The sequence below is a fragment of the Psychromonas ossibalaenae ATCC BAA-1528 genome, assembly GCF_000381745.1.
Taxonomy (GTDB): Bacteria; Pseudomonadota; Gammaproteobacteria; order Enterobacterales; family Psychromonadaceae; genus Psychromonas; species Psychromonas ossibalaenae.
The window spans coordinates 15,471-37,721 of record NZ_KB907017.1 but is presented as its reverse complement, the minus strand read 5'-3'; the positions used below and the strand labels follow the sequence as shown (position 1 = coordinate 37,721).

Below are 22,251 nucleotides of genomic sequence, written 5' to 3'. Positions count from 1 at the left end.
ACCGAAGTGATTTGTTATTCTGAATTAATGAATTAATTCGTGTGTCATTCTATTGATGTTGCCTTACAAGTAAGGTCCTTTCAATGATTCGCTACGCGATTCATCTTCCGGTGTAATTTCTGCAAGCAGAAAGTTACCTTTTGATTTTTTTTGAAATCACATCAACAATAAATGTCCACACAGATTGTTTGATTAAATTGTTAAAGAGCGTGCCTTTCGGCGAGGTGCGTATATTACGTCACCAGCGAACAATGTCAACGGTTTATTTTAACTTTAAAAGCAAACCTCTTTCATTCTGAGACTTGGTGATTAGCCTGCGCTGCATCCCGTGTCTGTGGGTGCGCATTATAGGGATGCGAATTATATTGGCAAGTGTTTATTTAGAATTATTGCAATTAAGTGTTCAAACGAATAATTAACAAGCAAACTGTAGTTTAATTCAGCATTACGTCTTAATTTTACAGCTGATAATTTTATCGAAATGCTTTTGATGAAGTATTTTATTACTAAGTAAACGAGAGACAGCAAAACCAACAGCCGCAGATAGTATAGAAATAGAGATAATCACACCTTCATTATAATCTGAAAGCTGTTTCGCTATTAATGCGCCGACAAGAAAGAAAAAAAGCGGCACCAGATAAACTACAACTGCACTTGTCACCAAATCATTATTATTGATCTGCAGTTCTACATAACTGTCTTTTTTCATTCCTTGCTGAAAAGGAACTTCAAATTGATGCGTTTTATCTGAAAAAGCTTTAGAGACAACTCCAACACCACAATCACTTTTGTTCTGGCAGGATGAGCAGGCTGATTTAGATATACATTCGATATGAGCTGTACTTTTCTCACCCTGCTCTTCTATTGCTATTATTCTTCCTGTTTCTCGAATCATTTAAACTCTCTACTGAACTCTTGTAATTGATTCGATTAACCGTTTTGCGGTGATAACGGGAATATCCCCAACAACATTATATTCAATATTATTCTTCTGAGAAGTATATAAGACAGTTGCTCCGCGCTGAATAATTTTTTGTTTTTCAGCCAAAGCTATTTTTTTCGTTGAAATATAAATTGATACACTGACAATTCCATCATTAATCATAATATATGAAACAGGCTCATTTTCCTTCATCACTAAATTATGCAGATCATCCTTAACGACTTTAAACCCTGTCGGCAGCCAGTTCACTTTCCACAAAGAAGCATGTCCTGGAGATGGTTTATTTAAATGCAGGACTTGAGGAAGCTGCTGCTGACTTAACTTTTCAAGCCAGGGGTTTACCTGTTCGGTAACAACTAATGATACAACCATTACCTGTTCTAGGATTATATTTGATTTATCCAGCGTATCTAGCTGCAGTGGTAAGTAAGAATCAATATCTAACCAGACTACATAACTATAACGATAGTCATCTCTGCTTATCATTCTAATTGCAATTGCTCGTTTTCCCGCAATACGCCCTTTACCTAGAATAATATATTCATAGCTGTTTTGACCTATGCTGTAGTCAAAGTTTGCAATATTAGCAAAAACACTGCGATCTTGCGCTGACTCCAACGTGTAGGCTTGAGCCCCCTGCTCAAAATAACTTACCTTGCCCGAGTATTGTAATGACTCCCGCATAACTCCATTTAAATAGCGGAAATATGAAAGTTCTTTACCATCGATAACACCGTGAATTAACTGTTTAGGTTCAATTTGATTTTGTAAGCCGTTTAAATATAAAATTTCATAATTTTTTTCGTTATATGCGGCCTGCATTAACTGTAGATATTCAATTGCAGTTAATTTCTCAACTTTAGCTTCAACTGCCTGTGCTGGTTTGCTTACTTCTACTTGTTCATTTACTTCTACGGCAAAACCAACGTTACTGATTAAAGCAAAAATGCTGATAACTAAAGTTGTAAAAAACTGCTGGCGCTTCATTAATTTCCCTTATGACTATACTTACAATCGTACTTTTTCAGCTTACGGCTGTGTCTGCAGCTGCAGCTGATGATCTTTTAATAAAGCTTCCAGCCGTTCATTACGCTGTTTGATTGATTCTTTTAACTGCTTCTGATTCGTCTGCAGACTAACAGGTGTTACGGCACCGCCAAAGGGTACTGTATTTAACACTTCAATTCCGCTGTTATTATTTTCAACACCCGGCTGTGATGTTACAAGATTTGTTAATACAACAACACCGGCAACAGAAGCGGCAATGGCATATTGACCAAAGCGTTTTACAAACGAGATAACATTACTGTTCTTATTCTGCTGCGTTTTATCTTTGTTAACAGATGTATCCAGCTGAGTTACCTGAGGCACAACCTGAACCTGGCTGATTTCAGCCATTATACTTTGACTAACGTCAATATTCAGAGATTGATCTGCCGCGTCACCACGCATAACATCACCAATAAGCTGATAACGAGAAAACTGTTCCTGTTGCTTTTCATTTGCCATAAGTTCGCTGAGTAATTGATCATCAATTATTTCATTATCGAAAATGGCAGACAACTGTTCATTATTTTCTTTCATTGTATTTTCCAATTAATCTTCTAATAAAGGTTTTAACTGCTTATCTATTGCTTCCCTGGCTCTGAAAATACGCGAACGTACAGTGCCGATGGGACAATCTTCAATATGCGCTATCTCTTCATAACTCATTCCTTCGAGCTCTCTTAATGTAATGGCTGATTTTAATTCAGCAGGCAATTGCTCAATGGTCTCTAAAATAACGCTTTTAATTTCCTGAGAACGTAAAATACCTTCCGGATCATCTACTTCTCTTAATGCGTCACCGCCGTCATAACTATCTGCTTCCATTGCATCAATATCAGAAGCAGGAGGTCGACGCCCCTGACTAGTTAAATAATTTTTCGCTGTGTTGACCGTTATGCGGTATAACCAAGTATAAAACGCACTGTCTCCCCTAAAAGAAGGCAGTGATTTATACACCTTTATAAACACTTCCTGCGTAACATCTGCGATATCGCCGCTGTTACGTACATAACGCGTTAATATATTAGCAACACGGTTTTGGTACTTTCGAACCAATAATGTAAAAGCCGCCTGCTCCCCATTTTGAATACGCCGAATTAATTGTAAATCTAAATCTCGCTCATGCATTGAGCTACTCTACCTATAATTATGTGGAGCCTTATCGGCATTCACTGTTATGACTTTTTATAAAAAAGAAAGTTCCAAATAATTTCAAAAGAAATGATTTTTTGGATAGACTGCACACTTAACGTACCTAAATTACTTGAAAATGTGTGTTAAGAGCCAGTCAGAAGTAACCGTATCAGCTGTTACAAAACCTTAATTCATATAACTTATCGTGTTTGTTGACTGCCACATTTCAAGATGGCCTGGGTATACAATCGAACCCTAATCGAAATATACATTAATTACAGAGCATATAGTGCCATGGAAGAAAGTAAATCAATAAGTGAACAACATATTTGTGACGTCTTAATTATTGGCGCCGGCGCGGCTGGTCTTTCATTAGCCTTAAAACTGGCCCCTCATGCAAAAATTAACGTTTTAAGTAAAGGAAAACTATCGGAAGGGTCTACTTTTTATGCCCAGGGCGGTGTAGCAGCAGTCTTTTCTGATAATGACAGTATTGACTCTCACGTGGAAGACACCTTAATTGCGGGTGCCGGCTTATGTGATGAAGAAGCAGCTCGTTTTACCGTTAGTAACGGCAAAGAGAGTATGCAGTGGTTAATTGATACCGGTGTAAACTTCGATACGGAAACAGATGAGCAAGGTAATACGCAATATCACCTGACCCGGGAAGGCGGTCATTCACATCGACGGATTTTACACGCGGCAGATGCAACCGGCAGCGAAATTGAAAACAGCTTGTTAAGCGCAGTAAAAAAACACCAGAACATCACCTTAATGGAAGGTTATAACGCCGTTGATTTAATCACCAGCCGTAAATTAAATCTACCAGCAAACCGTGTGCTTGGGGCTTATGTATGGAACCGTAAGAAAGAGCGCGTTGAAACAATTAAAGCACACTTTGTAACCCTGGCTACCGGCGGGGCAAGTAAAGTATACCAGTACACCAGTAATCCGGATGTATCCAGCGGTGACGGTATTGCTTTGGCATGGCGCAGCGGCTGCCGCATCGCAAATATGGAATTTAATCAGTTCCACCCGACCTGTTTATATCATGCCGAAGCACGAAATTTTTTATTAACCGAAGCACTGCGTGGTGAAGGCGCTCACCTGCTGCGCCCCGATGGTACACGTTTTATGCCCGATTTTGATGAACGCGCTGAGCTTGCACCGCGAGATATTGTGGCGCGAGCTATCGATTACGAAATGAAACGCTTAGGTGCTGACTGTATGTACCTCGATATCAGCCACAAATCAAAAGATTTTATCGTTAAGCACTTTCCAACTATATATAGACGCTGTTTACTGCTGGGTATTGATATTGCCCACCAGCCGATTCCCATTGTACCAGCAGCTCACTACAGCTGCGGCGGCGTAATGATCGATCATCACGGACAAACGGACATCGACGGTTTATATGCAATCGGAGAAGTCACCTACACCGGACTGCACGGCGCTAACCGTTTAGCATCAAACTCCTTACTAGAGTGTGTTGTTTATGCACATGCAAGCGCTAAAGATATTATTAACCGCCTGCCTTTTTATAAAGAGCGTAAGTTTGCAGATATTCCTGACTGGGATGACAGCCAGGTTGAAGATTCAGACGAAGAAGTAGTTATTCAGCATAACTGGCATGAACTGCGTTTATTTATGTGGGATTACGTGGGCATAGTACGTACCAACAAACGCTTAGAACGTGCGTTACGCCGGGTGCAGATGCTGCAGCAGGAGATTAACGAATATTACAGTCACTTTAAAGTCGGCAACAATCTGCTGGAGTTAAGAAACCTTGTACAGGTCGCTGAAATTATTATAAAAAGTGCAATGGAGCGGAAAGAAAGTAGAGGTCTGCATTATAACCTTGATTATCCTGAACAGCTGGATAACCCGCAGCCTACCATCTTAAGCAAGAGAGATTAAAGAGATCTGCCGTTTATTTTAAATCTCGCCCGATATTTACCAGTCGGGCGAGTAATCTGTACTGCTTTTCTGTCACGGCATCCCGGTAAATCACAATATAGGTTTTAAAAACGCCTGCTTTATCTGGCACAGATAAACAATCACAGGGTCTACTGTGCAGCGATAAATAGATACAGAAACCATTATAGAAAGAAGCATTACTAATTCTAGCGCTTCTTATTTCTGTGTCAGAAAATTCAACTTCAATATCTCCGGCATCACTCACCTTAAGGTTAAATGTCTGTGCATAGGCCTTTCCTGCCGCATAAACAGCAAGCACCAGCAGCAGGACAACAAAGATGACAGTCAGAAAAATGATTTCAAAAAAAAGCAGAATGAATAAGATAAGAGAAAAATACAGCGCGAAAACAAAAACACCTCCATAAACAGAGGTGCTAACAACAATGTTATACTTTAACGCGCTTGAGGATAGCATCGATCATCATCTTTAATTCAAGATCAGGACAAGCCGTATGCCCCATAAACCAGGAGAAAAGTTCAGGGTCCTCGCAAGTCAGCAGGCGCTGAAAAATAACTTTATCAGCCTCGACTAAATCATCGTAAGCTTCATTAACAAAAGGCATGAATAACACATCAAGCTCTAGCATACCTCGGCGGCATGCCCATAATAAACGTGATTTACTGACCGTTTCTGTCATTCTTTTGATTTCCTGTAATAAAATAAGTGCTTCTGCATCATAACAACAACAAATTATTAACAGCAACTACTGACAAAACAGGTTGTGAGCTATACCATTGTAAAATATAGAAACAGTATCAAAATGAGGCCGTAAATGCTTAAACTTAGTCAACTAGACAATATTAGCCAGCTACCGGATTTAGCTTTATGTCCGCTTGACAGCTGGGATTTAATCAGTGTAACAGGCGAAGATCGCATCACTTTTCTACAGGGGCAGCTCACTTGTGATTTTACTAGTTTAAAACCCGGACAACAGACACTGGCGGCTCAATGTAATCCGCAGGGAAAAGTATGGAGTATTTTCCGTGTGATTGTATTAGAAGACCGTATTCTGCTGACTCAGCCAAGCTCTGTCACTGCTAAACAATTACCCGAATTACAAAAATATGCGGCTTTTTCAAAAGTTGAAATAAGTAAAGAGACTGAATACAAAGCATTTGGTTTAGTGGGCCGTAAATCAGCACAGTTTATTGCTGAAGAGGTCGATACTGCTGCCACGCATGATCAAAGTCGTTTATTAGAAAGCGGCACGGTTATCATCAAGCAGCCTTATCCGTCACTACGCTACTTAGCTGTTATGAAAAATGAGACGGCAGAAGAATTGTTAGAAGATCTGAAAAACCGCGCCGAAATTTTCGATGACAGTTTATGGAATGCACTGAATATCGCCTCGGGTATCGGTTTTATTGAACCGCAGACATCTGGTCTATTTATCCCGCAGATGCTTAACTTACAGGCACTTGATGGTATCAGCTTTAGCAAAGGCTGTTATATCGGACAAGAAACCGTGGCTCGTGCAAAATATCGCGGTGCCAATAAACGCGCACAGTTTATTCTTACCGGCCGCGCAGACCAGGCCCCAAAAGCAGGTGACACGGTACAGCTTTTATTGGATAACAACTGGAAACGGATCGGAACAGTTGTTTCAGGCTGCCAGTATGGCGACGGTCACATTGAAGTCTTAGCAGTTTTGCCAAAAGACAGCAGCGAAAATGATGTTTACCAGATAAAAGAAATTGAAGGTTCAACACTCTATTACGCCCCGCTTCCCTATCAAGTTGAACAAGATTAAAAGAGCAAACAATCAACCCTGATCATATTCAGGGTTGATTCCTACCGATAAATTACAAATTCGGAGAAAAAGAGGGTATATTTACCTGTCCTTGGAAAGAATGTTATAATCCTCACACTTTTGTATGCGTGCGTTGATTTTATCTAACTGATAGCAGGTTCTCGATTGAATCCAGAAATAAAAAAATTACGTGATAAATCCGATGAATTTAATCGTCTACGGATACAGTCAGCACAAGTTTTAATGGGTAAAGACGAATTAAATATATTTCAAGCCTTCCCGCTGCTGCTTCACTTCAATCATCCGACGCTGCCTGGTTATATAAGCAATGACACACCGGCGGGTATCTGCCAGTTTGAAATTACCCAAGAACACCACCTTCTTGCTGATTATTTTCTTCATACTGAACTGCCGCAAAGCAACGTTCAATCGCCTGATATTATAGGCCTTTACGCCATGGGCAGCACCTCGTCGATAGGCCAGTCCTCTGAAAGTGATTTTGATGTGTGGATCTGTTATCCGCACCAGCTTGATGAAGAGAGAGTTAAGCTGCTGCAGGAAAAATCTTTACAGATCAGCAGCTGGGCAAACCGTTTCGCTGTTGAACTTAATTTTTTTCTAATCCCCGATAATAAATTCCGTATTGATAATAATGCGGGTATGACTAAAGACGCATGCGGCTCCTCACAGCATCTATTATTACTGGATGAATTTTACCGTACGGCATTACGTGTTGCCGGCAAACGTATTTTATGGCGTCAAATCCCCATTGAACATGAACATAATTACGACGAGTACGTACAGAACCTCTATAGCCAAGGTGAACTGTTCGCTGATGACTGGTTAGACTTAGGCGGGTTTCACAGAATTCCGGCAGAAGAATATTTCGGCGCAACACTCTGGCAGCTTTATAAAGGGATCGACACACCTTACAAAGCGGTATTAAAAACCATTCTTATGGAAGCCTACTCCTGGGAGTATCCGAATACCGAATTAATCGCGATGTCTTATAAAAAAAGCTTCCAGGAACAAGACCATTACGATGAAAATCTCGACCCTTACTGCTTGATGCTTGAAAAAGTAACGTCATATTTAACCAGTATCAATGACAGCAAACGTCTTGAAGTCGTACGCGCCTGTTTTTATCTGAAAACCGAAGAAAACCTGTCTAAAGTCTGCCTAAACGACAATACAGCCTGGCGTCGTACGGTATTAAATAAATTTGTCAGTCAATGGCACTGGGATGCGACTCAGGTTGCGGATCTGGATAACCGTAATAACTGGAAAGTAAATGAAGTAACCAAAGCGAAAGATGTTTTATTAGATGCGTTAATGACCAGTTATCGTAAACTGCTCAGTTTTGCCCGCGATAACAATATTGGTGAGTCAATCAGTGCTGAGGATATCGGTATTTTGTCACGTAAGCTCTATGCGGCCCACGAAACACTGCCGGGTAAAGTTGATCTGATTAATCCAAATATTTCACCGGACCTTTCCGAACCTCATTTAAGTTTTATTCAGGTACCCGAGAATAGAAAAAATGCGCCAGGGTGGTACTTATATAACTGCTCTCTTGATAATTACACATTAATTAATACACCAACCCTGATGCATGCCAGGTATCTTTCTAAACTGATCTCCTGGTGTCATATGAACCGTTTATATGAAGAAGATACTAAACTGCACCTTTATAATCAGGGTTCAGACCTTGTGGATCAAAAGTTAAACCAGTTTATCCAGGATCTGCATTCGGTTTTTCCAATCTATGTACCTAATGCAAGCAATCAGGCACTTAGTCAACCCTGTGAAATAAAACAACTGGCTATCTTTTTAAATGTCGAAAAAGATCCCACCCGTCACTGGCAGGATACACAGGAAAGTGAAGATAACCAGGTGGGAGACGTTTTATCATATGGCCAGGATAATGAATGTTTAATCGGCAGTATTGACCTTATTTACCGCAACTCCTGGAATGAAGTGCGTACACTGCATTTTGATAATGACTACGCCGTGGTTGATGCATTAAATACGATTTTAGGCAAGATGCATCAGGACGCAAAACCGCCCGAACAAATCCATATATTCAGCTACAGCCGTCATTTTAAAGAGCAGCTCAGCCAGACATTCAAAACAAAATTAACCGAATTTATACAGTTACGCCTGGATTCACTTTTCCAGCGCTCTGTGCAGACATTATGGACCGGCGGACGTAAATTCGGCTTCTACTTTGAGCGAACCGGCGTTTCACTGCAGCACCTTGAAAGTACGGTTGATATTTACAGCCACATTTCCAGAAAGAAAATATCCACCAGCGTGATCAATTTAAAGAATACTCACTTTGATCAAACAGCTGAAATTATCGAGTCACATATCAGTGAAGGTCTGATTCAGTTCTTCTTTGAGAATTATGCTGATGGTTTTAACGTATATATTGCTAATGCCGATAATGAGGTGGAAACATTCCATAGCTTTGCCGGCAGTAAAGATGATTTAGTGCAGAACGTAAACCGTTTTTATGCTTCAAATAACAATGAAGTAAACAACTTAGATGAGCAGGTTAACTTCAACCTGCCACAGTTTTATGAAATTGAACTGCTTGAAAATGATGAGCTGGTTTTGTCGTCTTTTAGGAGCAACGCTAAAGTAAACGAAGAAGAAAGCCAAAAATTATCCAGCTGAGTATCAGCACACCTCTGCTCCCTCCTGCTAAATGACCAAGCGCAGAATTTAAATCATTGCGCTTTTCACTTTAAAAGTAATATCGAAACCACTGTAGAAGAAGCCCGGCATTAATTGATGTGACGAGCTATTCTAACGAAGACAGAATTGATTATTACCAGCCTAAACGAGCAGACACTTGTTCAAGCTGTTATTATTCAGGACGCAGACCTAAAGAGTGGCAGATTGCATAACTTAAATCACTGCGGTTTAAAGTATAAAAATGGAAGTCTTTAATGCCTTCCTGGCTTAATACTTTTACCATATCCATAGCAATGGTTGCTCCCAGCAGATTACGTGTCATCGGATCCTGATCTGTCCCCTGATAAAGCTTATGCATCCAGTCTGGCACCTGTACATTAGTTAAACCGGCAAACTTAACTAAAGTTTTGTAATTTGAAACCGGCAGAATGCCCGGCACTATGTCACCTTCAATCCCCTGTTTAACACAACGATCACGAAAACGTAAAAAGGTTTCCGCATCAAAAAAGAACTGTGAAATAGCGCGGTTGGCACCGGCATCGAATTTTGCTTTTAATACATCTAAATCAAACTGGGCGCTCGACGCTTCCGGGTGCTTTTCCGGATAAGCAGCCACTGATATATCGAAGTCTCCCTCTTCTTTTAACAGCTTCACTAAATCCGTTGAATACATATGCGGTTTCGATTCGCCGTCAGGAATATCACCACGTAAAGCGACAATACTGCGGATATCATTATCCCAGTAATCACGCGCTATACTGCGCAGTTCATCTTTACCTGCATCAATACAGGTTAAATGCGGTGCTGCAACCATGCCGGTTTTATGTTTAATATCTTTAATAATTTCATGGGTACGATCGCGAGTACCAGAATTTGCCCCGTAAGTAACAGAAACAAACTTCGGCTTTAATGTTTTTAAACGCTCAATAGAGCCCCATAACGTTTGTTCCATCGCGGCTGTTGCCGGTGGAAAAAACTCAAAAGAGACGCCCACGTCCTGTTTAATATCAGCAATACTCTGATTTAATTTAGCGACATGCTGTGCTGAAAAATAACCATCTGCCTGGTCCTGATAACTCATAACCTGTTCCTTTTTCTTTCATTTAGACGTCTAGACTTCTTTAGATATTGTTAATTTAATCAAATATGAATTTATGTCAACCATTTTTATATAAAGTGAAAATATCTCAATATAAAACGAGTTTTATTCACTAACATTCTGGCTGGACTTCTAGCCCTCTCTACGTATGGATTGCTAAGTAAAACAACACAGGATAAAATGGCCTTTCAAACATTACGGGATAAAAAAACATGTCTACAAAGTGGAACGGTGAATACATCAGCCCTTACGCTGAACACGGTAAAAAGAGCGAACAAGTAAAGAAAGTAACTGTTTCGATACCTACCAAGGTTTTAAAAATTCTGACTGATGAGCGTACGCGCCGCCAGGTGAATAACCTGCGTCATGCAACCAACAGTGAACTGTTATGTGAAGCATTCTTACATGCATATACCGGTCAGCCTCTGCCGGAAGACGGCGATCTTGATAAAAGCCAGGCGGCAGGCATTCCAGACAGTGTTAAACGCTTAATGGATGAAATTGAATAAGTACTGCATACTGTAATGTAATAATAGGCTGAGTGACTTCAATACTCAGCCTTGCGCCAGCTTCTATCTGTTTCAAGCACTACAGCAGAAATATAAATCCGATCCCCCTTCCCGTTAAATTAAACCTGCTCGTATTATAAATAATCTTACTGTTATTACTGAAAACGGCTTGTACTACCCTCCCGGGTAGTTGACATCTTATTGATACCGCTTAATATTCAAAGACATAAAAAGCCACACCTATATATTGAAATTACAGGATGATAATGATGATATTTAGAAAGTTAATACTCACTGCTTTGACTATTTTTACCCTCTCTGCCTGCACCGGTGGCAGTCCCAACCCCAAAAATACACAAGCAAAGGTAACCAGTAGTACACTCGAGAATGGTTTATTTTATGCAGTTCATGCCAAACAGGAAAATTCAGATAAAATTCAACTTCGTTTAATGATCAACTCCGGATCTTTAAGCGAAACAGATGCTCAAAAAGACTATGCCCATCTGCTTGAACATATGGCCTTTAACGGCACCAAACATTTTCCAAAAAACAAAATCATTGAACTATTCGAAAAATCAGGCTTAACATTCGGTCAGGATATTAATGCTTACACTGATTTCGAAAACACGGTTTATACACTCAGCGTACCGAAGTCAGATACACAATTATTAGCTGATACAATTTTATATTTACGGGATGTATTAACTGATATTGAATTTGATCAAGCAGAGTTAGATAAAGAAAAAGGTGTTATACAAAATGAATACCGCTTACGTGTCCCGCAGGAGAAACCATACTATTACGCCGTTTTTAATGACTATATAGCAGACAGCCATTACGCAGAGCGTTTACCGGCGCCTGCCGATGAAAGTGTTGTTAATAGTACAGAACAGGGTGTTAAGGAGTTTTATAAAACCTGGTATCGCCCCGACAATGCTAAACTATTAATTACGGGCGATGTTAACAGCAGCGAAGCAGTTAGATTAATTAATGAAATATTCGCCAGTGCACCGGCCTCAAACAATAAAAGCAGGCAGGTTATACCGGCAGTACCAAACCTAAAGACTGAAAGTAAATCATACAGCAGTAAAGTAGTTAACTTTTCACAAAGTGATCTGTTTATTGAAATGCCCGCTTTCAACATTAAAAACAGCGATGATATAAGCCGTTATATGCAAAGCCAACTGCTTGATAACTTAATTAACTACCGTCTAAATGTACAAAACAATCAGCGTTCACAACCGTTTACTGAAGTAGGTTTTCATAGTTTTGAATATTTCAGTAATCACCCGCTCAAACAGCTGTATATTGTTCATAATAACAGCCAATATCAGCAGGCTGTTAACTTTGCAGCGCAGGAGCTGGCACGCATCGAACAACATGGTTTCAGCCAGGCGGAACTGGATCTGCAGCTTGAAGAAATCAGAACGTTACAATCCGGGCTGGAGAATGACTATATTAATAAAACATCGGAGCAGTTAGCCTCGGAGACGATTAACTCATGGACAAGCGGAAATATTGAACGCACGCTGGAAATTGAGAGACTCGCTTACCAGACAACATTAACCTCCTCGGATTTGAATAAGTTAAACCAGCTTAGCAAAAGCTTACTGCTGCAGCCAAAACAGTGGAACTTTGCCTTCCCCTATCAAAGCCGGACTCCAGACCTTGCTGCACTGCAGAAAAGTGCGTCGCATACATTGCAGAAAGCGACAGCAAAAGCCGATATCAAAATAGCTAAGCTCACCCTCCCGGTGATATCAAAAGGGAAAAACAACAGTAGAATAGAAAATGAAAAGTATCACTCTGAAAAGCAGCTTACTGAGTGGCAGTTAAGTAACGGTGTCAGTGTTGTACTGCAGCCGGATCAAAGTGTTAAAAATTCAATATTTATGGGATTAAGCGCACCGGGAGGCACTAATTCACTCTCCGCTGATCAGCTTCCGGCTGCACTGTTTGTTTTTAACTCCTATATAAACAGCGGTATAGCAGGATTATCAGCACAACAGTTAGAGCAGAAGTTTAATAATGCTAAAGTCTCATTAATTCCCTATATGGAGCAGAACATTCACGGCTTTACAATGACCTCGGAGAATAACCCTAAAAGCCTGGAACTGTTATTTTCTGTTTTATACAGTGCCTTTACTGATGTCCAGATAAAAGAAACGGTATTTACAGCAGAAAAACAAAGACTGGTAGAAGCACAACAAAATTATCTGCAGCAGGCAGTTACAAACACCCATAAACGTATGCGTAATAAGCTCTACCCGGATAATGCCTACCTGCGGATTTTTTCAGTTGACGAACTCAAAGCCGTTCAGCAGCAGGAAGTTGAAAAGGTCTACCAAACATTATTCTCTCATGCCAATGGTTATACACTTACCATTGTCGGTGACTTTGAAGTAGATGATTTGAAAACGGATATTCTGCAGTACATTGCCACTCTTCCCGCTGGTGAAATGCATAAATTTAACCAGAATACACAATCGATTATTAAACACGCCTCTTCATTAAATGAAACCACCAACCCTCAAGACAATGCAGAAGTGCTGTTATTCAGCATCACAGATACTCCGAATAAAAATATTAAGGAAGTTTATCAAGCGGATATCCTGCAGCGAATTATCAGCCAGAAACTAACAAAAATCATACGTGAAGAACTGTCATTAACCTACAGCCCTTACGTGATGGTGGCAGATCAAAAACCAGGTATGGCATTCACAGAGGTAATCATATCGGTTGTTTCAAAAGTAGAAGATGCGCAGCAGGCACAAACAGAGATCAGGCAGATCGTTGCAGACTTCATTAATTACGGAATTTCCGAAGAACAGTTAGCAGATCATAAAAAAGGCTTGATTAACGGCATGTCATCGGTATTAAAGACGGCAGATGACAGGCAGTGGTTTTTACAGCGTGATCACCTGTACGGCTTTGAATTAAGCTCAACAGAAAAAGCACAGTCCATTATTGAAGAGATTACGCTAAAGGATATGAACTCTTTTCTGCGTACCTATTTAGCACCGCAGCATACACTGCAGTTTATTAATATACCTGATAAATCATAAAAATACTTAAGGACGAGAGAGGTGCAACAAAAAAGCCGCTTACTGAGTAAGCGGCTTTTTAATATTCAACAATCAGGACATAAAATCTCTATCAGCCTTGTTTATCCATATGGATATCCATTTGCGGGAATGGAATTTCAATACCTTCAGCATCAAGACCGATTTTAATCGCTTCCATTAATTCAAAACGGATATCCCAGTACAGTTCACTTTTAACCCATGGACGCACAACCAGATTAACACTTGAGTCACCGAGTTCAGCAACGGCAATCTGCGGAGCTGGATCGCTTAGTACGTTACTGTTTTCCTTAACCACTTTTTCTAAAACAGCCTTGGTTTTTGCTAAATCCGCACTGTAACTAACACCAATCATAAGATCGATACGACGTGTTGGTTTACGAGAGTAGTTGATAATATTGCCGCCTAAAATCGCAGAATTAGGTACAACAACATATTTGTTATCCACTGTAGTCAGCGTTGTCGCAAATATCTGTACCGATTCAACATTACCGGCAATACCGGCAGCTTCAATATACTCACCCGCTTTAAAGGGGCGTAATACGATAATTAAAACGCCGGATGCAAAATTTGAAAGAGAGCCCTGCAGTGCCAAACCAATCGCCAGACCGGCGGCACCAATTAAAGCGATAAACGAGGTGGTCTGCACACCGATACGACTTAATGCGGCAATAACAACAAACGCAATAATCACATAACGAGTCATATGTGAAACAAAGTCAACGATCGTACTGTCAAGGTTACGTTTTGTAAGTACTTTATGAAAACCACCAGAAATAAGGCGCGCGGCAAAAAGCCCGAGAAGCAGAGTTAATACCGCAGAGATAATATTCATCCCGTATTCTATCAGCAGGCCCTGGTTGTTTGTCACCCATTCAAGACTGTTTTCTACAACGTCGATACTGTTATCAAGACGCTCAGCAATCAGATCCGTCGCTTTTTCTGAAGTGGCAGCGGCTGCAGAGGTCGTATTTGACTCAGGCATAATAAAATCTCCCTATTGATTAATTCTGGTTAAGCTGGTTATAGAAAAATGACCATTGCACTTTAAAATTCTGGGTTGGTTTCTGTTTAAACTGACTGCGTACAAACTGACTCATTCTTCCTTCCACATAGGCAAGCAGTATATTAGCGGCAACAGCCTCATCAATATGCAGTTTACCGCCGTCAAGCATAGGTTTTTCTCTTAAAACCTGTTTAACCTGTGATTCCAGCTTAGAAAATATATGTTCAATACGTAACTGTAGACGCTCATTTTCACCTAATAAAGCATCACCCGTTAGAATTCGAGTAATACCCGGGTTCTGCTCCGCAAATCCGAGTAAAAAATGCAGTATATGTTCAGTACGTGTCATCGTCTGCTTCTGCTGCTCTTTGATCAAATTAATTTGAGTGAAAATAGTCGTTTCAATAAAATCAATTAAACCTTCAAACATACGCGCTTTACTTGGAAAATGGCGGTATAAAGCGGCCTCAGAAACTCCGACTTCAGCAGCAAGTTTTGCAGTAGTAATACGCTGCCCTGGTTTTCCTTCAAGCATCACAGCTAATGCACGTAAAATATCATCCTTGCGGTTCACTTTCTTTTTGGTTGTTTGTGTAACCATTGCTAACAGCTTCCTTTGTTAAATTATTCTAATATTAACGCTTACTCGAAAAACTAAATTAATGCTTTCCAGAATGGCCGAAACCGCCTTCTCCACGCTCTGAACTATCAAAACTTTCTACAATTTCAAAGCTGGCCTGTACTACCGGCAGAAAAACAAGCTGCGCTAAACGCTCCCCGGCTTCTAAAGTAAAACTTTCCTGGCTTCGGTTCCAGCAGGACACCATCAACGGTCCCTGATAGTCAGAATCAATTAACCCCACCAGGTTGCCTAATACGATGCCGTGCTTATGGCCAAGGCCTGAACGAGGTAAAATTGTTGCCGCTAATTTAGGATCGGCAATATGAATAGCAATACCTGTAGGGATAAGCTGTGTTTCGCCTGGTTTTATAACCATAGGCTGATCAATACATGCACGTAAATCCATTCCTGCCGAACCCGCAGTTGCATGTTCAGGAAGAGGAAACTCTTTACCGATACGCGGGTCAAGAATCTTAAGTTCGATTTGTTTCATATTTATGATCCATTGTTTTATAAATGAGTGTTCAGTACAGCATGCTGCTGATAAATAATTTCAAGTATGCCTGTTTAACAGCACATACTGTAAATAAAGAATTTCCAGTATCAAGTACAGAGGTTTACGACACCATACTGCTGATAAATGATTTCAAGCAGCTGACGGGCAACTGCTTTTTTATCGGCGAGAGTTATATCAAATCTTCCCGAAGCAGAAAATACACTTAATGCATTTTTTTCACTATTAAACCCCTGCCCGGCCTTAGCAACATCATTAGCAGCAATCAAATCTAAATTTTTGCGCTGTAATTTATCTAAAGCATAATGTTCTACATCCTGTGTTTCTGCGGCAAAACCAACACAAAACGGACGATTTTTATCAGAGGCAACATCAGCGATTATGTCCGGATTTTTTACCAGCCTGATAGTTAAATCGTCAATACCCGGCTGTTTTTTCATTTTATGAGAAGCTTCTGTTTCTGGACGGTAGTCAGCGACGGCTGCACAGGCAATAAAAATATCACAACTGTTTAAGTTTTCTAAGCTTGCCTGATGCATATCTAATGCACTTTTCACATCAATGCGCTGTACATTCACAGGCGTCGTTAAATTAACCGGACCGCTGATCAGCGATACATTTGCCCCCATCCGGCTCGCGGCTTCAGCCAATGAAAAGCCCATTTTTCCGGAACTGTAATTACTGATATAACGAACAGGATCTAACGCTTCCTGTGTCGGCCCTGCTGTAATAGTGATATTAACACCGGCAAAAGGCGTTTCTTTATTATCTAGAAAATCAATCACACGCTCCACTAAATCAGCAGGTTCCAGCATTCGACCCGGGCCAATATCTCCACAAGCTTGCGGGCCTTCTCCAGGCCCCCAGATCAGCATATCCCGCTGAGCTAATACGCTAATATTTTCCTGCGTAGCGGCGGCTAAGTACATCTCCATATTCATTGCAGGAGAAACAGCAATCGGCGCCGGTGTTGCTAAGCATAATGTTGTTAACAACTCGTCAGCCATGCCGGCTCTTAAGCGTGCAATTAAATTTGCCGTTGCCGGGGCCAGAAGAATCAGATCCGCCCACTTAGCAAGCTCAATATGGCCCATACCAGCCTCTGCGTTAGGATCAAGCAGATCATCAGCAATAGCATGCCCGGAAACCGCCTGCATCGTTAAAGGGGTGATAAACTCTTTCGCGGAAGCTGTCATCACAATCCGTACGTCAGCTCCCTGATCTTTTAAACGGCGGGTTAATTCTGCGCATTTATAAGCAGCAATGCCTCCAGAAATACCTAATAAAATATTTTTTCCACTAAGTGCTAATGTTGTCGGCATAACAAAGTCTCAATAAAAGAAGTCAAAAAAAGACGGCTACAATAACATAAATACAGCAGGCAGGGTGTGACAAAATCGTCTAGATTTAATGACAACTTGATCACACTGGAGCGCTGATTCATGACAAAACTGAAAGACTGGCCGGATCAGGAAAGACCTCGTGAAAAATTACTAAGACAAGGCAGCTGCGCCCTGTCCGATGCTGAGCTGTTAGCTATATTTTTACGTACCGGCTGCAAAGGCTTAGATGTGGTATCGCTAGCAAGACAACTGATTAGTGAATTCGGTTCATTACATGCACTGTTTGCAGCTTCAGAAACGCAGTTCTGCGAGAAAAAAGGCTTGGGGCAGGCAAAATACGTGCAGTTACAGGCTGTACTGGAGATGTCGCGTCGTTATTTACAAGAGCCTATAAAAAGAGGAGAAGCATTAACCAGCGCGGCGCAGACCAAAGCCTTTTTAAATGCACAGATGCATAACCTGCCCTATGAAGTTTTTGCCGCTCTTTTATTAGATACGCAGCATAGAGTGATCCGCTTTCATGAATTTTTCTTTGGTTCAATCGACAGCGCAGCCGTGCATCCGAGAATTATCGCGCAAAAAGTATTATCTGAAAATGCAGCCGCCATTATTCTTGTTCATAACCACCCTAGCGGCGATCCTACAGCCAGTATTGCCGACAAAAAAATCACTGAAAAAATCATTTCTGCGATGCATTTGATCGATGTCCGCGTTTTGGATCATTTCATTATCGGGGACACAAAATGTACGTCTTTTGCAGAAAATGGATGGATTTGATGCAAAATATCAGAGTTTTGTTGATCTTTCACACTCAATCATGTATAAAATGCGCCCTCGACGCCTTTGGCGACGGCTAAAAAAGGTGTTCGACTATTTTGCTCGAGTAAAACAATTATTTTGGAGAATTTCGACATGTCTAGAGTATGTCAAGTTACAGGTAAGCGTCCAGCTACTGGTAACAATGTATCACACGCAAAGAACCGCACACGACGTCGTTTTTTACCTAACCTACAGACACATCGTTTCTGGGTTGAGAGTGAGAACCGTTTTGTAAAACTACGCCTAACTACTAAAGGTATGCGTATCATCGACAAAAAAGGTATTGATTCAGTATTAGCTGATATCCGTGCCAATGGTGAAAAAGTTTAAGGAGCTTAAAAAATGCGTGATAAAATTCGTTTAAATTCAAGTGCTGGTACTGGCCATTTTTATACTACTGATAAAAATAAAAAGACTATGCCTGAAAAGTTTGAGATCAAAAAGTTTGATCCAGTTGTACGTAAGCACGTTATGTACAAAGAAGGCAAAATCAAGTAATTTTGATTTAACCTGACAAAAACCCAGTTTATACTGGGTTTTTTTATGTCTGCAGAAAAGTAATCAGGAGAATCAAATGCGTTTATCCAAGAAAGGCTGGAATAATGTTCTGATATTCGGAGTTCTTCTTATCATTTTTATCTTCAACTTCAGTCATAAATTAACCCTGTCACCTAAAGTCCAGCAGCGGACAGTGATCGACAAACAGTTAATGATAGTTGAGATTAAAACGCCGGACTTCAGAATTAAACGCGACGGCAGAACCTGGTTAAGCGAGCCTGGTTTAGGACTGTCCGAACAGCAGCTGACGTTACTAGTACAGAACTGGCAGACCCTGAAATTAGAAACTCAACCTGCGGTTACGGATCCAAGTAATGCCTACAGCATATTTGTTTACAGCGCAGATCAGCCGCAGCCGATTATCGTGCAGTTATTTCAGCATGGTGATAATTATCTACTGCAGAGTGATACAGACACATCTTTATTATTAACAGCTGAACAATTACCGCTTTTTTTAGGGCGTTAAGAAGAAGGCTTTCTGCTTAAGTCTCGTGCTAATATCAATGATAAACCGATCATCTGCAGAAAAATAGACCAGTTACGCAGTGTAGAAACTTCTGTTCTTAAATACATCTGCAGGTCCATTAACTCTAAATTCAAAAAATACTTATCATCTATCGAGTTCCTAATTTTATCCTGATAATCATTTATTATAAGATCCACACTGCCTATGTCATTCAGCTTAGAAACAGGCAGTTTCTGCTGAAGAAAAGACTCAAGCAATAGAGCATACTGCTGTGCAATCGGCTCTGTTAGTTCCCCCTGGTTTAATAATAGATACAGAGTTTCTCTCTTACGTTCAATACCTTCAATCTGCGACCAAAGCAGATCCATCTCTTTGCTGTTATTCGACATCTGCAGTGCCAGGCTATTGAGCTGACTACTTTTCCCGTCAATAATAAAATGCGTCACTAAAGCTGAGGATATATTAAAAACCAGTCCAATCAGCACAATCAACCAGGTAGGCAGTCCAAACATAGATTTTTCCTATGAAAAAAGTACACTTAATTATATTAGACTAAACCGGAAATATTTATGCCCGAATTACCAGAGGTTGAAACCAGCCGCCGCGGTATCAGCCCGCACCTGATCGGTAAAAAAGTTGAGCAGGTAATACTTCGCCATACGCAGCTGCGCTGGAAAATTCCGCAGGATCTGTTTAAACACCTGCACAATGCTCCCTTAATATCCATTGACCGCCGTGCTAAATATCTACTGCTTAATTTCAGCAGCGGTACTCTACTGATACATCTTGGTATGTCTGGAAGTCTGCGGATCTGCCCGTTAAATACTCCACATCAAAAACACGATCATGTGGATTTAATTTTTGAAAACACGGTATTACGCTTTACCGACCCGCGACGCTTTGGGGCAGTTTTATGGCTGGGTCTGAATCCAGAATCCTCTCCTCTATTAAACAAACTCGGCCCAGAGCCCCTCTGCGAGGACTTTAACGGCCGCTATCTGCACCAGGCAGCACAGAAACGAAAACTGCCGGTAAAACAGTTCATCATGGATCAGAAAGTCGTTACCGGGGTAGGCAATATTTATGCGACAGAAGCTTTGTTTACTACGGGTATTAATCCCAACCGGGCGGCTGGTTGTATTTCACAAAAACGCTATCAGTTATTAGCAGATACTATTAAAGAGATTTTACAGCAGGCGATACAGCAGGGCGGCACTACCTTGAAGGATTTTGTCGGCAGTGACGGCAAGCCGGGGTATTTTCAGCAGACGTTACATATTTACGGCAAAGCAGGCCAGAACTGCCCGCAGTGCCAGACACCTTTAAAAGCTGTAAAGTTAGCAGCAAGAAACAGTGTGTATTGCCCTAAGTGTCAGCGTTAGGTTATAGCTGTCGCCTGTGAGCTGATGGTGTAACTTTCACCGTCACTATCCCGCCCTGACGGCGTGTTACTTTTCTTTGAACAGCCAAAGAAAAGTAACCAAAAGAAAGGCTGCCCGAGCCATTTTTTTATCTTGCCATGCCCACCAGCTTCTAAACGCACCATCTCAGACATTACATCCCTGTACTGACTTAGATTAGAAAAATCATCCATGATTTTTCTTGCTAAAGCAGTTGTTCATAGCAAGAAAAATGGACGGGAGATACTTAGCCGCATTAGTTTGGTGATAAAACCGTCATTTATACGAGAAAAAACACTAATTAACATAATAGGTATTTTGTGCATAAAACCACCTTCTGGTTGTAGGTTTGAGTGGTGGGGGAAGCCTTAATGTATCAACTTTTGCAATCCCTGAAAGCACAGGTGTAAGATCATTGTTGAAAAATAAAATGAAGTTAAAACGATTGTGTGTACGTTGATTATGCTTTTAATTAAATAATAACCAAGGGCTATACAAGGCCGTTATGGAGATTGTATGAATACTCTTTTAGGATCAATTGCAAGCGGGTTAATAGCAGTGTTGGTTGGGCATCGACTTATCTTAAGTAAAGATAAGCGCAAAGAGTATAACGAAGCTGTTATTCCACTCTTATCACGGTTATTGAAGCACAAAGATGAGTTATCACAAGATATGTTGATAAACAGAATAGAAGATCATTCTATTGATAATGTTAAGTTTTTTATTTCCAATCGAAACGAAAAAAAACTAATGCATCATTTCAAGTTATATTCCGATTTGTGTAGAGTCGGAGTTAAAAATAACGCGTTTACAGGATTAACCGACTATAAACCAGGCCTATTTAATGAATTGATTTTTCATGTTGACGGTATGTTAAGCACCATCAAGAGAAAATAAACACCTAACGATTCGTTAGGTGTCTCTGCATTTTGCATAAAATCCGTTAGGCGAATTATTACTAGTGTTCACACTCTGCGTGGGGACGAGCAATAATACCACGTCTCAATTTCACATAAATTCAATAGATTAGAACACCAAACCAATGCGGCAGCGAAAATTTCCGTTTACGTTTTTCTTGATCAATCAATGCCTTTAGCAAGTGGAAACAGGACGTTTCCACTAAGTTCGGCTCCGCACATGGACGTGCGGTCCGAACTGGTGCGTTAAAAGGGATTTATTTAGCAAGATAAAAAACGTTCGGAACGGCACTGTGAGTTATGCGTCAGCATAGTCTCACGAACAAAACTCTCTCTACCTTATTTCTCTTGCTGTTGAGAGAA

The 22,251-nt window shown here is 40.6% G+C and carries 24 protein-coding genes; 11 read left to right on the top strand and 13 right to left on the bottom strand.

The genetic code is table 11. The features are described from left to right. Positions 1-445 precede the first annotated feature (445 nt). Genes G327_RS0119135 through rpoE form a run of 4 tightly spaced genes read right to left on the bottom strand, consistent with a single transcriptional unit; the run spans position 446 to position 3,118 of the window. Complete coding sequence (locus G327_RS0119135; RefSeq protein ID WP_019616422.1) at positions 446-895, bottom strand: SoxR reducing system RseC family protein; 450 nt, start codon at positions 893-895, stop codon at positions 446-448. 9 nt (positions 896-904) lie between these two features. Then, on the bottom strand, positions 905-1,930 hold the full coding sequence (locus G327_RS0119130) for a MucB/RseB C-terminal domain-containing protein (RefSeq protein ID WP_019616421.1): 1,026 nt from the start codon (positions 1,928-1,930) through the stop codon (positions 905-907). Positions 1,931-1,972: 42 nt separating this feature from the next. Then, on the bottom strand, positions 1,973-2,527 hold the full coding sequence (locus tag G327_RS0119125) for a sigma-E factor negative regulatory protein (RefSeq protein WP_019616420.1): 555 nt from the start codon (positions 2,525-2,527) through the stop codon (positions 1,973-1,975). Positions 2,528-2,539: 12 nt separating this feature from the next. Continuing rightward, on the bottom strand, positions 2,540-3,118 hold the full coding sequence (rpoE, locus tag G327_RS0119120; protein ID WP_019616419.1) for an RNA polymerase sigma factor RpoE: 579 nt from the start codon (positions 3,116-3,118) through the stop codon (positions 2,540-2,542). 300 nt (positions 3,119-3,418) lie between these two features. On the opposite strand from rpoE, the gene nadB reads away from it, so the two are divergent. Then, the gene (nadB, locus tag G327_RS0119115; RefSeq protein WP_019616418.1) at positions 3,419-5,041 is read left to right on the top strand and encodes an L-aspartate oxidase; all 1,623 of its coding nucleotides are present in this window, start codon (positions 3,419-3,421) and stop codon (positions 5,039-5,041) included. A 13-nt stretch (positions 5,042-5,054) separates the two neighbouring features. On the opposite strand, the gene G327_RS0119110 is transcribed toward nadB, so the two are convergent. Together G327_RS0119110 and G327_RS0119105 are read right to left on the bottom strand one after the other, a co-directional pair. After that, the gene (locus G327_RS0119110; RefSeq protein WP_019616417.1) at positions 5,055-5,516 is read right to left on the bottom strand and encodes a protein YgfX; all 462 of its coding nucleotides are present in this window, start codon (positions 5,514-5,516) and stop codon (positions 5,055-5,057) included. Then, a complete protein-coding gene (locus G327_RS0119105) occupies positions 5,488-5,739 on the bottom strand; it encodes an FAD assembly factor SdhE (protein WP_019616416.1) in 252 nt (83 codons plus the stop codon). Before G327_RS0119105 ends, G327_RS0119110 begins: the two co-directional genes overlap by 29 nt. Positions 5,740-5,874: 135 nt before the next feature. Between G327_RS0119105 and ygfZ the strand changes: the two genes are divergently transcribed. Both ygfZ and G327_RS0119095 read left to right on the top strand, forming a co-directional pair. Then, entirely contained in the window at positions 5,875-6,852 is a 978-nt protein-coding gene (ygfZ, locus tag G327_RS0119100; protein ID WP_019616415.1) for a tRNA-modifying protein YgfZ, read from the top strand. Between the two features lie 165 nt (positions 6,853-7,017). After that, complete coding sequence (locus tag G327_RS0119095; RefSeq protein WP_019616414.1) at positions 7,018-9,531, top strand: class I adenylate cyclase; 2,514 nt, start codon at positions 7,018-7,020, stop codon at positions 9,529-9,531. A 193-nt stretch (positions 9,532-9,724) separates the two neighbouring features. On the opposite strand, the gene metF is transcribed toward G327_RS0119095, so the two are convergent. Then, on the bottom strand, positions 9,725-10,633 hold the full coding sequence (metF, locus tag G327_RS0119090) for a methylenetetrahydrofolate reductase (RefSeq protein WP_019616413.1): 909 nt from the start codon (positions 10,631-10,633) through the stop codon (positions 9,725-9,727). 230 nt (positions 10,634-10,863) lie between these two features. On the opposite strand from metF, the gene metJ reads away from it, so the two are divergent. Beyond that, positions 10,864-11,160, top strand: a complete 297-nt coding sequence (gene metJ, locus G327_RS0119085; RefSeq protein ID WP_019616412.1) for a met regulon transcriptional regulator MetJ — start codon at positions 10,864-10,866, stop codon at positions 11,158-11,160. A 266-nt stretch (positions 11,161-11,426) separates the two neighbouring features. Further along, entirely contained in the window at positions 11,427-14,225 is a 2,799-nt protein-coding gene (locus tag G327_RS0119080) for a M16 family metallopeptidase (protein ID WP_033298646.1), read from the top strand. A 91-nt stretch (positions 14,226-14,316) separates the two neighbouring features. Here the strand turns inward: G327_RS0119080 and G327_RS0119075 are convergent, their stop codons facing one another. The 4 genes from G327_RS0119075 to coaBC form a co-directional block, all read right to left on the bottom strand. Next, positions 14,317-15,228, bottom strand: coding sequence for a mechanosensitive ion channel domain-containing protein (locus G327_RS0119075; RefSeq protein WP_019616410.1), 912 nt, complete (start codon positions 15,226-15,228; stop codon positions 14,317-14,319). Between the two features lie 19 nt (positions 15,229-15,247). Beyond that, a complete protein-coding gene (slmA, locus tag G327_RS0119070; protein ID WP_019616409.1) occupies positions 15,248-15,850 on the bottom strand; it encodes a nucleoid occlusion factor SlmA in 603 nt (200 codons plus the stop codon). Positions 15,851-15,908: 58 nt separating this feature from the next. Next, complete coding sequence (gene dut / locus G327_RS0119065; protein ID WP_019616408.1) at positions 15,909-16,364, bottom strand: dUTP diphosphatase; 456 nt, start codon at positions 16,362-16,364, stop codon at positions 15,909-15,911. A gap of 110 nt (positions 16,365-16,474) precedes the next feature. Further along, the gene (coaBC, locus tag G327_RS0119060; protein WP_019616407.1) at positions 16,475-17,707 is read right to left on the bottom strand and encodes a bifunctional phosphopantothenoylcysteine decarboxylase/phosphopantothenate--cysteine ligase CoaBC; all 1,233 of its coding nucleotides are present in this window, start codon (positions 17,705-17,707) and stop codon (positions 16,475-16,477) included. A 120-nt stretch (positions 17,708-17,827) separates the two neighbouring features. Here coaBC and radC point away from each other — a divergent pair, with 120 nt between their 5' ends. From radC to G327_RS0119040, 4 genes are all read left to right on the top strand, one after another. Further along, entirely contained in the window at positions 17,828-18,505 is a 678-nt protein-coding gene (gene radC, locus G327_RS0119055) for a RadC family protein (RefSeq protein ID WP_019616406.1), read from the top strand. Between the two features lie 135 nt (positions 18,506-18,640). Continuing rightward, positions 18,641-18,877 (top strand): 50S ribosomal protein L28, encoded by a 237-nt coding sequence (rpmB, locus tag G327_RS0119050; protein WP_019616405.1) that lies wholly within the window; start codon positions 18,641-18,643, stop codon positions 18,875-18,877. A gap of 12 nt (positions 18,878-18,889) precedes the next feature. Further along, positions 18,890-19,045 carry a 50S ribosomal protein L33 gene (gene rpmG, locus G327_RS0119045; protein WP_011768487.1) on the top strand — a complete coding sequence of 52 codons (156 nt, stop codon included), beginning with the start codon at positions 18,890-18,892 and terminating at the stop codon, positions 19,043-19,045. A gap of 76 nt (positions 19,046-19,121) precedes the next feature. Next, positions 19,122-19,571 (top strand): hypothetical protein, encoded by a 450-nt coding sequence (locus tag G327_RS0119040; RefSeq protein ID WP_019616404.1) that lies wholly within the window; start codon positions 19,122-19,124, stop codon positions 19,569-19,571. Here G327_RS0119040 and G327_RS0119035 read toward each other — a convergent pair. Further along, positions 19,568-20,083, bottom strand: coding sequence for a hypothetical protein (locus tag G327_RS0119035; protein WP_019616403.1), 516 nt, complete (start codon positions 20,081-20,083; stop codon positions 19,568-19,570). The two genes, G327_RS0119040 and G327_RS0119035, sit on opposite strands and share 4 nt — an antisense overlap. 57 nt (positions 20,084-20,140) lie before the next feature. Between G327_RS0119035 and mutM the strand changes: the two genes are divergently transcribed. Continuing rightward, positions 20,141-20,953: a bifunctional DNA-formamidopyrimidine glycosylase/DNA-(apurinic or apyrimidinic site) lyase gene (mutM, locus tag G327_RS0119030; protein WP_019616402.1), complete on the top strand. Its 813-nt coding sequence runs from the start codon at positions 20,141-20,143 to the stop codon at positions 20,951-20,953. On the opposite strand, the gene G327_RS0119025 is transcribed toward mutM, so the two are convergent. Continuing rightward, positions 20,950-21,165 (bottom strand): hypothetical protein, encoded by a 216-nt coding sequence (locus tag G327_RS0119025; RefSeq protein WP_019616401.1) that lies wholly within the window; start codon positions 21,163-21,165, stop codon positions 20,950-20,952. The genes mutM and G327_RS0119025 overlap by 4 nt on opposite strands. Positions 21,166-21,487: 322 nt before the next feature. On the opposite strand from G327_RS0119025, the gene G327_RS0119020 reads away from it, so the two are divergent. Then, positions 21,488-21,868 (top strand): hypothetical protein, encoded by a 381-nt coding sequence (locus G327_RS0119020; protein WP_019616400.1) that lies wholly within the window; start codon positions 21,488-21,490, stop codon positions 21,866-21,868. Positions 21,869-22,251: the final 383 nt, after the last annotated feature.